This is a genomic window from Streptomyces sp. NPDC006923, assembly GCF_040635655.1.
In the GTDB taxonomy this organism is placed as follows: domain Bacteria; phylum Actinomycetota; class Actinomycetes; order Streptomycetales; family Streptomycetaceae; genus Streptomyces.
In genome coordinates this window covers 13,002-25,880 of sequence record NZ_JBEYIF010000023.1, presented here as the reverse complement: position 1 = coordinate 25,880, position 12,879 = coordinate 13,002, and the positions used below count along the sequence as shown (strand labels likewise).

The window sequence follows — 12,879 nt, the reverse complement described above, 5'->3', positions numbered from 1 at the left end:
CCATAGACCAACTTTCGAACGTTCGTGCGAAAGCTCTGGCGCCCTCTTCGCGCGGGCCCGGTGGGCTCCGGAACCGGCAGAGCCCGGCCCACCAGTGGTGGGCCGGGCTCAGGAAGGCGGCCCGGACGGGCGGCCCGCCGGTCAGCCGATCTCGGCACCGAACGCGGCGAGCGCCTCCGTCGCGGGCTGGAAGAACGTCTCACCGCCCGAGGAGCAGTCGCCGCTGCCGCCCGAGGTCAGCCCGAGCGCGGTGCCGCCCGCGAAGAGCGAGCCCCCGCTGTCGCCGGGCTCGGCGCAGACCGTCGTCTGGATGAGTCCGTTGACGATGTCGCCGCCGCCGTAGTTCACGGTGGCGTCGAGCCCGGTGACCCGGCCGCTGTGCACCTGGGTGGTCGAGCCGCTGCGGGTCACCGTCTGGCCGACGGTCGCGTCGCCCGCCTGGGTGATCGGCTGCGCGCTGCCGTCGTACAGGTCGACCTCACTGGGGTGCGGCACCTCCGCGGTGTACTTGACCAGCCCGTAGTCGTTGTCCGGGAAGCTGGAGCCCTCGTTCGTCCCGATCTCGGTGCCCTGCGCGTCGGACCAGGTCTGAATGGCCTCCGTGCAGTGCCCGGCGGTCAGGAAGTACGGCTCGCCGTCCTTGACCACGTTGAAGCCGAGCGAGCAGCGTCCGCCGCTGCCCGTGATGGCGTCGCCGCCCGAGACGAAGGGCTTGAACTCTCCCGCCGTCCTTCTGAGCTCGGCCCTGCCGCCGAGTTCCCTCACCACGCCGCTGAGCCTGTCCCACGCCGCGCCCTTGACCGTACGGTCGGCCGTGACGACCACCTTGTTGGACACCGGGTCGACGACCCAGGAGGTCCCCGGGACGGTGGCCCTGTCGGTGAGGACCGCCCGGGCGTTCCCGAGCTCGGTGAGGGAGTTCTCGACCAGTCTGGCCCTGCCGCCCGCCCGGCGTACGGCCTCGGCCGCCCGCTCGTCGACGACATTCACCACGAGCGCCCTGGTCCCGGCGTCGTAGTAGGAGCCGGCCGTGTCACCGCCCAGCTTCTCGTCAAGGGTGGATGCGAGGTTTCCGGCCGCCGTCGCCGTCAGCGACTTGACCGTGGACTGAGGTATTTCCTCACTGGCGTTCGCAGTCTGGAAGGTGATACCCGCGACCACCAGGGCGAGCACGGCACCGCCTGCCGCCGTCGCCCGCTTTGTGGACACACGCCTGTGCTGCAACGTCAACCTCCTGTGGGGGGCCGTGTCAGGGCATGTGGGGTGTCCTGGCACGGAGGATGAGGCGCCCACTATTCCGAGACCCGCCGGTGGCACACAAGGTCGACTTCAGGACGCCCGTACGGCAGGTATGCCGCTCCCGGGACCGCCCGCCCCTCCCCCACGGCCAGGTTCGGTTCCATTCGCGAACACCGGGAGCAATCACCGGTACATCAGCGGGTGAGGACTAGTCCTGTCTTGAATTCGCCCTCGACGGACCGGGGTCCGGGCCGTCCCCGGCCCCCGATGGGTGATCAGTACACCGACGGGGAATGCAGGGACACGGTGCCCGCACCGGGTACGCGCGGAGAAAGGGGCACGGGTGCGACGTCGGGTGCGCGCGGCGGACGGGCGGCATCTGATGGTGGAGCGTCTGGGAGATCCACGCGGGAGACCGGTCTTCCTGCTGCACGGCACCCCGGGCAGCAGGCTGGGGCCCGCCCCGCGCGGCATGGTGCTGTACCAGCGGGGGATGCAGCTCATCGCCTACGACCGTCCGGGATACGGCGGTTCCGACCGGCTCCAGGGGCGCAGCGTGGCCGATGTGGCCCAGGACGTCGAGACGATCGCCGACGCGCTCGGCCTGGAGCGGTTCGCCGTCGCGGGCCGCTCGGGCGGCGCCCCGCACGCGCTGGCCTGCGCCGCGCTGATGCCCGACCGGGTGACCAGGACCGCCGCGCTGGTGACGCTCGCGCCCCGGGACGCCGCCGGGCTCGACTGGTTCGAGGGCATGGCGGCCTCCAATGTCCGGGAGTACACCACCGCGTCCCTGGATCCGGACGGCGTCGCCGCCCGGCTCACCCCGCGCGCGGACGCGATCAGAAAGGACCCGGCGCGGCTGCTGGACGATCTGCGCAGGGAGCTGACCGACTCCGACCGCATGGTGGTCTCCGACGCCGGGGTCAGGACCATGCTGCTGCGCAACTACCAGGAGGCGCTGCGGAGTTCCGCGTACGGCTGGATCGACGACGCCCTCGCCTTCTGCAGCCCCTGGGGTTTCGATCCCGCCGACATCCGGGGGCCCGTCCTGCTGTGGCACGGCGAGAAGGACGTCTTCTCGCCGGTCGGCCACTCCCGCTGGCTCGCGGAACGCATCCCGGGCGCGACGGCCGTACTGGAACCGGCCGCCGCGCACTTCGACGCGCTGCACGCCCTCCCCCGGATCCTCACCTGGCTGCTCCACGACTGAGACCGGCCGGTCTCACACCGCCAGTGGCTCCAGATCGCGGTGGGCCCTGCGCTCGTCACGGGCCAGCCTGGTCAGCGCGTGCTCCTCGCCGAGCAGCCGGGCCAGCTCCCCGGCGGTCTCCGCGCGCAGCCGCGCCGCCTCGTCCTTGCGGCCCAGCGCGCCGAGTGTGACGCACATGTTGGAGACGACGGCGAGCACCTCCGGGTGGTGCGCGCCCAGCACCGCGCGCAGTCCGGCGACGGCGTCCCGCTCGATGGCCAGCGCCTCGTCCAGCTCGCCCAGGTCCGCCTTGGCGTTGGCGAGGTTGACCGTGCAGAAGAGGGTGTGCGGATGCTTGTCCCCGAGCACCTCCCGCATGGTCCCCAGCGCGTCCTGGAGGAGTTGCTCGGCCAGCTCGGGGCCGCCGCAGCCCCAGTGGTAGATGCCGAGGTTGTTGATCGCGGCGAGCGTGTACGGATGCCGCTCCCCCGGCACCAGCATGTACTGGTCGACGACCTCCTGCGCCAGATCCCGCGCCGCCACCGGCTCACCGGCGGCGAAGTGGTCGGCCGCCAGGTTCAGATCGCAGGCGAGCGAGTCCGGGTTGGTGTCGGCGCCGTACTTGGCCCGGTAGCGGTTGCGGGTGGCCGTGGTCAGCCGCCGGGCGTCCTCCAGCAGCCCGGCCCTGCGCAGCGACACGGCGAGGCTCTTGGCCGCGGCCAGAGTGCCGGGAAAGGCCCGTCCCATCGTCTCCTTGTAGAGGGCGTACGTCCGGGTGAGCAGCGCGACCGAGTCCTCGTACCGGCCGATCTCCCGCAGGTCGCGCGCCAGGCTGGTGGCCGAGGAGAGGGTGTACGGATGGCCGGGGCCGAGCACCTCGGTCCGCCGGTCGAAGACGTCCTGGTCCATCTCGCGCGCCTGCGCGTAACGCCCGACCAGCCGCAGGTTCAGCGCCCGGTTGTTGGCGGCCGCGAGCGTCCTCGGATGGGACTCGTGGAAGATCCCGCTGAACCCCTCGTGCGCCTCCGTCGCCAGGTCCATCGCCTTGCCGTACTCGCCCAGGGCGCCGACGTCCATGGCGAGACCACTGGTGGTCATGTACGTATGCGGATGGGACGGCCCCAGGACCACGCGCTGGCGCGCCAGGGTCTCCTCGCCCAGCTCCCGCGCCTCCACGTAACGGCCCTGCGAGCGGAGGATGTTGGAGAGATGGAAGCGCAGATACAGGTACTGCGGATCGTCGTTGCCGAGCTCCTCCCGCCAGCTTTCGCGCAGTTCACCGGCGAGTTCGAAGGCGGCGGGCCAGTCGCCGCGCTTCCACAGGTAGCGCACCCGGTCGATCATCAGCCGGCGGGTCTCCGGCCGCCGGCAGAGGCTGGCCTCCGAGGGCGTGAGGTGCGGCCAGATGGTGTTGAACCTCTCCCAGGTGCCGGGGTTGTCGATCGGTTCGTCACCGTCGGGACGGGCGCCCGCGAGGATCCGGTGGACCGCGTGCCGGGCGTCCATCTGCTCCTGCTCGGTGAGCTGGGCCCGGATGATCGCCTGGACCAGCCGGTGGACCTGGATGCTGTTGCCGACCTGGTCCACCTTGGCCAGCGCGAACCGGCCGATCTCCCGGATGACCCGGCCGAGGACCAGGGTCTCCTGGAGCGAGACGTCGTACGGCTTGAGCGCCTCGATCATCTCCTTGCTGTAGAGGAGGTTCGCGGAGATCGGCTCGGGTGCGAAGAAGGCGCAGAGCTGGAGCAGCCGCACGGCGGCGGGCGAGCGTTCCCTGAGCCGCTCGATGGAGATGTTCCAGGTCGCGGCGACCGGCTCGGGATAGCCCACCGGCTGGTTGAGGGCCAGCACACTGGGGGCCTGCCGGGCGAGCTGGTCCAGATAGTCGGCGACGGGTGTGGCGGTCTCCGCGATCCAGGCGGCGGCCTGTTCGACGGCGAGCGGCAGATCGCCCACGGCGGTGGCCACCTTGTCAGCGTCCTGGGCGGTCAGTCCCGGCGCGCGCCGCTGGAGATGCTCGACGGACTCCTCGCGCAGGAAGACATCGACGGGCAGCGCGTCGCCGTACTGCGACCAGCTCTGGTTGCGGGAGGTCACCAGGACATGGCCGGGGCCGCCCGGCGGGAAGAACCGCTGGAGCTGCTCGGGGTCGTCCGCGTTGTCGAAGACCAGCAGCCAGCGCGAGGAGGGTATGCCGCGCCGCAGCAGATCGACCGCCTCCTGCGAGGCGGCCGCGATGTCGTCGCCGCCCTGTGCCCCGAGCCGTACGGCCAGTTCGGCGAGACCGGCCACCACATCGGCGGTCTGCTCGGCCGAGATCCACCAGACCAGGTCGTAGTCGGCCATGAAACGGTGCACGTACTCCAGCGCCACCTGCGTCTTGCCGACACCGCCGAGCCCGTACAGGGTCTGCGGCTGCGGCAGCACCACGGCCATTCCGCCGCCGAGCTGGTCGCGCATCCGCTCCAGTACGAGGGAGCGGCCGGTGAAGCCGGCGTTGCGGGCGGGCGCGTTCCAGATCTTGGGCACGGTGCCGGGGAAGCGCGGGCCCGGCGAGACCGCGTCGCTGAGCTGTACGGGCCGGTCCAGCGCGCGCAGCAGCGCGGTGGTGGCGTGCACCTCGTCCAGCCGGAACAGGTCCACCGGGTTGCGGTCGATGTAGGGCGTGGTGAGCCGGACGTCCCCGACGCGCAGCGGCAGCAGATGGCGCCGGCCGCCGCCGGGGTCCTCGGAGGCGGCGTGTGCCCATACCTCCACGGCCCGCGCGGACTTGAGGTAGGCGCCGGAGAGCAGCACGACCGTACGCGCGGCGTTCTCGGCGGCCCCGGCCCCGCTCTGCCGGGATCCGGCGGTCTCCGGGCCTGCGGAGACATCGCGTGGCACGACGCGGAAGCCGGCCCGGGTGAGCACCGATTCGACCCAGTCGGCCCACATCCGGTTCTCGGCCACATAGCTGAGGAAGAGATCGGCGGGCAGCGCGGGGCGGCGGCGGGTGAACGCGTCCCTGATCCGCAGCCTGACCTCCTCGCCGACCTGGGGCATCGAGGTGATGGCGCCCTCGGTGACCTGGCTGGTCAGCCGCTCGAAGGCGGAGAGCAGGGAATTGCTCAGTCCGGCTTCGTCGCCGAAGGTCGCGAGGGTCTCCTCGTAGGCGTAGTAGGGACGGTACGGAATCTCCACCGCGCCCCAGTAGGCGGTGAGCCCCTCCCCGGTGAGCCCGCTGGGAAGGCGGTCGAACTTCAGCCGCGCCAGGGCCCGTCCGGCGTCGGCCTTCTCCTTCTCGCCCTCGTCGATGCGCATCGGCACCGGGAGGATCCGGATGCCTCGGCCGCCGTAGCGCTCGTCGATCTGGCGGGCCACCGCGGCGGCGCCGTCGATGGACTGGTCGCTGAGGGTGAAGCAGTCGACGAGGACATCGGGCAGATGGACGGTGCAGATGTCGGCGATGTCGCTCAGGCCCGTCCGGCTGTCGATGAGGACGTAGTCGTAGTGGGCCTTCATGTCGTCGCGCAGGGCGTCGAAGAAGTGGCCGCCGCCGAGCCGGTCGTAGAAGTTGTCCCAGTCGAAGGTCGAGACCGTCGCGGAGTATTCGCGGTTCTGTTTGCCGGCGGAGACGAAGTCGAGCGTGCCGCCGGCCGGGAATTCCCAGCCCAGCGGCTCCGGAGTGAGGGAGACGGCGTGCGGCTGGATCCGCGCGTAGTCGCGGTGCCAGTCGCCGGGACGTTCCACGGGGCTGGTCGCGGCCCAGGCGTACTCGGTGATCAGATCGATGACACCGGTGGTGGCGCCGAGGGTGGAGGGGTCGAGGAAGGGGTGGAAGAACCGGTGCAGGCCCGGGGCCTCCAGGTCCCAGTCGACGGCCAGGACCCGCTGCCCGTTGGCGGCGAGAATCCAGGCGGTGTTGGCCAGGGCCATGGTGCGGCCCGTGCCCCCCTTGTACGAGTAGAAGGTGACGATGCGTCCGTCACGACGTGCTGTCATCCGTGTCCTCCGCATCGGGCGCCAGGTCGTGCGTCTCGGGAATGTAGTGCGTCGTCGCGTACTCGGCGGCCATCGGGCCGCGCAGCCGCGGGCGTTCCGTGTGGCCGCCGCCGGCCGGCGGATAGGCGGCCGCGTGTCTCAGATACTGCTGGGCCGCCGCCTCCACCACCTGTGGCAGGAGCTGTCCGAACGCCTCCATGCTGGGCACGCCCTTGGCGGCGGCCCGGCAGGCGGCGCGGCCCTGGCCCATCTTCTTCGGCATGGTCCGCTCAAGCTGGTCGCTCAGCTCGGCGTCGGCCGCCCGGCTCTGCCGGTCCTCGCGGTTCCACGGCACGACCACGCTCACCCAGGGCCGGTGCTCGGCGTCGAACCGGGCGAGCCGCTCGCGCTGTTCCCCGTCGCGCAGGGCCCAGCGGTCGACGAGCAGGATCTCCGGCCTGGTGGGGGCCTGTTTGCCGTCGTGCGGTACGGACACCTCGTCGAACGAGACGATGTCGGCCTGGTAGTTGAGCGAGCGCACCAGGTCCCTGGCGACATACGCCAGCGGCCGTGCGGAGTCCGGGTGATACGGATTCCAGTCCTGGGCCATGCTGCCGTAGTACTGGGGCTCCCGGCCCGCCGGCAGGTCGTGCCGGGTGGGAGCGGCCACGGTGACCTGCATCGGGCGCGGCCCGCCGTTTGTGCCGAAGGCGCTGGGCGCCTGCCGGTAGTCGACCGGACGCCCGGGGCCCACGGCGGTCGTGTCGGCGACACTGACGATGCGCTTGGCGAGTTCGTAGACCGCGCGCTCGTACTCCTCGGCGAACACCCGGAGCTTGATCAGGCCGTAGAGCCCGTCGGTGACATACCGGTCCCCGAAGTCCCGGTGATTGAACTGGAGCCGCTCGGCGGGACCGGGCAGTTGCTGGGGCGGCACCGGCACCCAGAGCGCGGGGACGATCGCCTCCGCCGTGCGGTTGTTCTTGGCCTGCTCCCAGATGACCCGCTGGGCGAAGGCGTACCACTCCTTGCCGCACATCTCGCTGGCGAAGTAGCGCGGCGAGAAGAGCGGTACGAACACCCGGCAGGTGGCGAGCACGTCACCGAGCCGTTCCGACCAGCCCTCGCCGGAGCGTATCTCCCGGTCGATGAAGCCGGCCTGGGCCCCGGCCGGCAGGTCCGTCATGGCCATCACATGGCCGCACAGATCCCGGAAGAGCCGTTCGACCCACATGTCGGGGTCGGGGCCTCCCACACCGTTCCTCGGTGTGTGCGCATAACTCAAGAAGAAATACGGCCGATGGTCAGCCGCTCGCTGCTGCGGTGACGCGTGCACACGACCCCCGTCCTGTGTGAGCACTCGCCTCCGCGATCGACACGGACGCGAGCCAACCAATCATTCCGGAGCTGAGCCCACTCCCTCCCCTGACGTTCGGTCAATCAGCGCCGTTTTTCGGTCATCCAGGCTTCCGCGTGGGCGACGGCGGCCTTGATCGGGAAGAGCCGCACGGACGCTCCTCCCAGGTGTCCCCGCTGCTCCACGCCCCACGGGAACGCGGCGCCGATCGCTTCGAAATCCCGGGCGTCGAGAGCGACATCCTCATATTCGACCCACTGCGGGCTCCCGTCAGGCGCTTTCACCACACAGCGATAGGAACGCGGCTGCGCGGCGCGCCCGTACTCGGCGAAATGGAAGGCCGTGCAGGCGGCGAAACCGACATTGACCATCAGCACCCGGGCGTCGGCCCTGACGAGAGCGCCCAGCGGCGAGTCCTCGCCGAGATGGCTGTGCAGCGGATGCCCGGCCATCAGCTCGTGCGCCCGGCGGCCGACGGCCGCGAAGGACGTCTGCGGATGCGCGCTGCGCACGGCTCCGGGGTGGGTGCGGACGGACTCGGCCAGCCGGCCCATTCCCTCACACGGCGTGGTCTCCGCGTCGAAGGCGGGCATCCGTGCCCGGAAGGCCGCCGCCTGGCGGCGGGTCATCCCCCGGACGCGCGCCAGATGCGCCGAGGACGTGTCCGAGTTCTCCTCGGTGAAGGCCGGGACGACCAGGGTGCCGTCCTCTCCCAGCGCCGTGAGCAGCGCGGTGCGCAGGTCGTCGGTGTCCAGTCCCGTGCCGCTCAGGGACGCGTGGACGAGCAGGGTGGTCCCCGGTGTGACGCCCAGCGCCGCGAGATCACGCGCCAGCGCGTCCGTGCTCGTGGCGCTGTGCCCGGTCTCGTTCTCAGCCATGGTCGGCCTCCTTCCGCAGCGCCGCCAGCAGGCTCTTCCCGCTGACGGTCAGTTCGGCCGCGTGCTCCAGTGTGTCCAGGGCCCGGCGGGCATGGTCCCGGTAGGCCGGGTCGTACGCGGCGAGCCCCACCCGCTCGTACGCCCCGGCCAGCAGTTCCGACACCGGGACCGGTGTCTCGCGCCAGGGCGCGGGACGGCTCCACTCGCCGTCCCGCGCGTACAGGTCGGTGACCTCCGTCAGCGCCCGCAGCCCGGCCCGGCGGAAACCGCGCAGCAGCGCGATCGCCAGCTCTCCGGCGCTGCCGCTCACGGGCACGCCCAGCGCGCCGTAGCCGTGCGCGCCCACCTCGGGTCCGGCGGAGAGCAGCGGTGTCAGGGTGGACAGCGACTCGGCCGCCGCCGCGGCCTGCCCGGGCACGGCGTCCCCGAGCAGCCTCCAGGCCCCGGCCAGCCGGCCGCTCCACTCGGCGGACGCCTCCGGGCCGAGCCCGGGATGGACGGGGGCGCCGTAGCAGTCCCGGTACGGGTCGAGGTCGTCGAGGGCGAGAGCGGGCGCCCCGGCCAGGGCGAGCACGCGCACGGGGCGCCAGTGCGAGGTGGCCTCTCCGCGGTGCCCGACCAGCCGCTCCGTCCTGCCGGTGCGCACCAGGAAACCGGTCCCGGCGCTGCGCACCTCGGCCTCCCCGCTCTCCCCGGGGCCGCCCAGCCGCAGCTCGCCGAGGGTGGGCAGCCGGAGCGCGCCGTCCCGCCAGCGGACCCGTACGGGCAGGTCCAGCCCGCCCCGGACGACCGCGGCGGCCACATACGACGACAGCCCGCGCGCCGCGCCGAGCGAGCCGGGACCCTCCTGGCGCAGCGCGGTCATGGAATCGATCAGCCAGGTGCGGGTGTAGGGGTGCGCGAGCACCTCGTCGAGCCCGTCGGAGCGCCGCTCGACCACGCCCGCCAGCTCCCAGGCCTCCTGCCATTCCTCGCCGCCCCGGCCCGCGAGTTCGCTGTGCAGCCCGGCCAGCAGTGAGCGGGTCAGGTCCTGCTGCGCCACCAGCAGTTCGCCGGTGTCCGTGACGGCGGGCGAGGTGCTCGCGGCGGCCGTACGGGACTCGACCCCGCGGATCAGCGCCTCCAGATCGGCGCAGTAGACCGAGGTGTTGTCGAAGCCGCCCCGCCCGGTGCCGTCCCGCGTGGTGTCCGTACCGGGCGCCGACCGGTAGCGATGGGTGTAGAGCCCGCCGCCGCAGGAGCGTACGACCGGGCAGCGCCGGCAGGTCTCCCCCACACCGGCCAGCCCGAGCTGACGTGCTCGCACACCGGGATGGGCGGCGACCTCGTCGAAGGCGTGCGAGAAGACGTCGAAGCCGGTGGCGGCGGCGCCGTCGTAGGCGCTCTTGAGCGAGTCGGCCTGCTCCAGGGTGCCGTCGGTCTCCACGACGACCAGATCGGTGGGCGCGAGTCCCAGGGACTCGGTGAGGCTCGGCCCCCCGGAGAGGGTGGAGAGCACCGACTCGAAGAGCCGGACGGGCATCCGGCGGCCCCGCTCGTCCCAGCGGTCGAAGACCGCGAGCAGCCAGTCGGCGTAGGCGGTGGGCGAACCGTCCGGGCGCGGCGGTGGCGCGTCCCAGGTGGCGTGCGGCAGCAGGAAGTCGATCCGCGGCGGATCGAGCGCGTCCAGCGCGTCGTACACCGCGACCGGGTCGTTGGCCGCGTCGACGGTGCACAGCAGCCCGAGGTCGAGATGGCGGTAGCGGTCCTGCCGGAGTGATTCGACGGCCCTGAGGACCAGCGGATGGCTGCTGCGGCCGTCCGCGAACCGGCGGTGGCGGTCATTGGCCGCCCGGTCGCCGTCGAGGGAGATGCCCACCTTGACGTCGAACTCGTCGAAGAGGTCGAGGTGACGGTCCGAGAGCTGGAGCCCGTTGGTGTGGATCCTGAGATCGAGTGCGGCGACTCCGTCGAGGGCCCCGGTCAGCTCCTCGCAGACGCGTCGCAGCCGTGCGACGCCCGCCAGCAGTGGCTCCCCTCCGTGCAGGATCACTGACACGGAGGGCAGGTCATGTGTCTTGGCATGCTCCGCCAGTCGCAGAGCGGTCCATAAAATCGCTTCGTCAGAGATTGTCCTGGGGCGGGTGCGCCAGCTCTGATCGGCGTGTTCGTAGATATAGCAGTGGTCACACGCAAGATCACACCTGCTGTGGACCTTCAGAACGATCTCGCGAAATGGGACCAGCGGTCCTGTCATTACGCCAGTCTAGAGTGTGTTTCGGCAGGGGGACCGCCGTCCGGAGGCGGCGACCGCGGTGGTGGGTGAGGCTCCCGGAGGCGCTTTCAGAGGGCGGAGTTGAAGCTCGAAACGCGCGGGGCGCGGTGGCTGGGCATGGGCAGCACCCGGCCGAGCTTCTTGGCGACCTCGGCGTCGCGTACATCGATCTCCGCGAGGGGCACCCGGTTCTTCTTCGCAGTGGCGAAGGTGACAGAGGTCTGATAGGTCACGACGGCCGTCCTTGGTCATGTGGTCCGAACAGGAGACACGGCACCGTTGCAGTGTCAGCGGCTCGACTTTACTCTCATGAACTCCCGCGGCAACTCGGCGTATGACGCCGGAACAGAAGCGTCGCCGGGAATTCACGACGCGGCGCGGAACGCACCATTCCATCGTTCGAGTGACAACAAAACAGCAGACGGGGGCGCGCATGGCCGAGTTACGCGGACCACTGCACAGCATGGTCTTCCACAACGCTGATCTGCCGGTTCTCTTCCATCACGCGGACACGCTCGCCGTCGCGCGGCAGCGGAGGGCGGTCAACGCGACCCGCCTGCAGTTGCTGCTGCTGGTCCTCGGCGCCGTACCGGCCTCGCTGCCCTGGCAGGGAAAGCTGGGGGGTTCGCTCCAAGTCGTCAGCGCCCTCGGCGCGTTGGCCTACGCGGGCGTGCTGCTGCTCACCTTCCGGTCGGCCGGCCACCGGGCGACGTCGCACTGGCAACTCAACCGCTCCGCGGCGGAGTTCATCAAGTCGCTGTCCTGGCGGTACGCCGTGCACGGCGCGCCCTTCGACTCCGGCGCCGCGGACCCCGCGGGCCTGTTCGCCGCCCGGATGGAGGCGGGGCTCGGAGAGCTGCGGAAGGTCGGCTGGCAGGATCCGCGCGAGGGTGCTGACGGCGGTCCGGGTCCGGCCGGTGAGCTGATAACGGCCCCCATGCGGAGGCTGCGCGAGAAACCGTTCAGCGTCCGCAAGGAGACCTATGTCAGGGACCGGCTGATCGAGCAGCGCAACTGGTATCACCGCAGGACGGTGGTCTCGCGCCACGCCACCGCGCTCTGGTCGGCCACCATTGTCCTGCTGACCCTGCTGGCGCTCCTGCTGACGGTGCTGCGGGCCTTCTCGGTGACGGACTCCTCGGCCGTGCCGGGTCTGCTCTCGGCGTCCGCCGCCGCCTGTCTGGCGTGGAGCGAGATCCGGCGCCATCAGCCCCTCATCTCCGCGCACTCGCTGGTCGAGGAGGACCTGGCGGCGATGCATACGGCGATGGAGACGACGGTCACCGAGGAGCAGTGGGCGAACGCCGTGTACGAGACCGAGCGGATCGTCTCGCCGCAGCACACCGACTGGCTTGTCCGCCACCGGAGTTGAGCGGGACCGCCGGAGCCGGGGAGGGCCAAGTCGCCGGCGGGTCCGGCGGTCCCGCCGCTCAGGCGCGCTCCACTCCCTCGCACCAGATCACCGTCACCGGTTTTCCGCGCTCGCGGGCGTACCGCACGATGTCGCCGGTGCCGCCGAGCCCGCGGGCCGGGCGGCCGTCCCAGACCGCCAGCAGCCGGTCGCAGTGGTCGGCGATATAGGTGCCCGCCGCGTAGTACGCCTCGTCGGTGGAGTGCGGGAAGGCCATCCTGACCTCCCGTGTGGCCCGGTCCTTGAGGCGCCGGTAGCCGGCCAGTTCCTCCGGGTCGCCGAAGCCGTCCTCGTAGTCGCCGCTGGGAATGACCACGGTCAGCTCGGCGCCCCGGTCGAGCGCCAGGCAGGCGAAGAGCTGGTCCGCGCCGGCGGCGAGGCTGGAGAGCGCGCGCAGGGAGCCCGTATGGCCGCGCAGCGCGGTCCTGATGGCGGCCTCGATATGCGCCTGGGCCTCGGCGGGGATGTCCCGGTGGCCCGTCACTCCGATGCGTTCCACTGCTCCGGGCCCCCCGGTCCCTCTGTGGCCGACCATCCGGACATCTTCTCAGAGACACGGCGGCGAGCCCCCGGCCGACGCCTGCCGGGGGC

The 12,879-nt window shown here is 71.5% G+C and carries 9 protein-coding genes; 2 read left to right on the top strand and 7 right to left on the bottom strand.

What is annotated here, in order from left to right; genetic code table 11:
* Nucleotides 1-141 precede the first annotated feature (141 nt).
* Nucleotides 142-1,224, bottom strand: coding sequence for a S1 family peptidase (locus ABZ707_RS30420; protein ID WP_360181055.1), 1,083 nt, complete (start codon nt 1,222-1,224; stop codon nt 142-144).
* 358 nt (nt 1,225-1,582) lie between these two features.
* Between ABZ707_RS30420 and ABZ707_RS30415 the strand changes: the two genes are divergently transcribed.
* Nucleotides 1,583-2,449: an alpha/beta fold hydrolase gene (locus ABZ707_RS30415; RefSeq protein ID WP_360181053.1), complete on the top strand. Its 867-nt coding sequence runs from the start codon at nt 1,583-1,585 to the stop codon at nt 2,447-2,449.
* A 12-nt stretch (nt 2,450-2,461) separates the two neighbouring features.
* Here ABZ707_RS30415 and fxsT read toward each other — a convergent pair whose 3' ends face one another.
* The 5 genes from fxsT to fxsA form a co-directional block, all read right to left on the bottom strand.
* The gene (fxsT, locus tag ABZ707_RS30410; RefSeq protein WP_360181051.1) at nt 2,462-6,409 is read right to left on the bottom strand and encodes an FxSxx-COOH system tetratricopeptide repeat protein; all 3,948 of its coding nucleotides are present in this window, start codon (nt 6,407-6,409) and stop codon (nt 2,462-2,464) included.
* Complete coding sequence (gene fsxC, locus ABZ707_RS30405) at nt 6,393-7,748, bottom strand: FxsC protein (protein ID WP_360181049.1); 1,356 nt, start codon at nt 7,746-7,748, stop codon at nt 6,393-6,395. Before fsxC ends, fxsT begins: the two co-directional genes overlap by 17 nt.
* Nucleotides 7,749-7,828: 80 nt before the next feature.
* Complete coding sequence (locus ABZ707_RS30400; RefSeq protein ID WP_360181047.1) at nt 7,829-8,623, bottom strand: AAC(3) family N-acetyltransferase; 795 nt, start codon at nt 8,621-8,623, stop codon at nt 7,829-7,831.
* On the bottom strand, nt 8,616-10,859 hold the full coding sequence (gene fxsB, locus ABZ707_RS30395) for a radical SAM/SPASM protein FxsB, inactivated metallohydrolase extension form (protein ID WP_360181045.1): 2,244 nt from the start codon (nt 10,857-10,859) through the stop codon (nt 8,616-8,618). Before fxsB ends, ABZ707_RS30400 begins: the two co-directional genes overlap by 8 nt.
* An 86-nt stretch (nt 10,860-10,945) precedes the next feature.
* Nucleotides 10,946-11,110 (bottom strand): FxSxx-COOH cyclophane-containing RiPP peptide, encoded by a 165-nt coding sequence (fxsA, locus tag ABZ707_RS30390; protein WP_360181043.1) that lies wholly within the window; start codon nt 11,108-11,110, stop codon nt 10,946-10,948.
* 230 nt (nt 11,111-11,340) lie between these two features.
* On the opposite strand from fxsA, the gene ABZ707_RS30385 reads away from it, so the two are divergent.
* Nucleotides 11,341-12,249: a DUF4231 domain-containing protein gene (locus ABZ707_RS30385; protein WP_360181145.1), complete on the top strand. Its 909-nt coding sequence runs from the start codon at nt 11,341-11,343 to the stop codon at nt 12,247-12,249.
* A gap of 58 nt (nt 12,250-12,307) precedes the next feature.
* Here ABZ707_RS30385 and ABZ707_RS30380 read toward each other — a convergent pair whose 3' ends face one another.
* Nucleotides 12,308-12,787, bottom strand: a complete 480-nt coding sequence (locus tag ABZ707_RS30380; protein ID WP_360181041.1) for a hypothetical protein — start codon at nt 12,785-12,787, stop codon at nt 12,308-12,310.
* Between the last annotated feature and the right edge of the window lie 92 nt (nt 12,788-12,879).

Excerpts from the sequence above, each read along its gene's own strand:
- fxsT (WP_360181051.1), bottom strand. The coding sequence starts at position 6,409 with ATGACAGCACGTCGTGACGGACGCATCGTCACCTTCTACTCGTACAAG.
- ABZ707_RS30400 (WP_360181047.1), bottom strand. The coding sequence starts at position 8,623 with ATGGCTGAGAACGAGACCGGGCACAGCGCCACGAGCACGGACGCGCTG.
- fxsB (WP_360181045.1), bottom strand. The coding sequence starts at position 10,859 with ATGACAGGACCGCTGGTCCCATTTCGCGAGATCGTTCTGAAGGTCCAC.
- ABZ707_RS30385 (WP_360181145.1), top strand. The coding sequence starts at position 11,341 with ATGGTCTTCCACAACGCTGATCTGCCGGTTCTCTTCCATCACGCGGAC.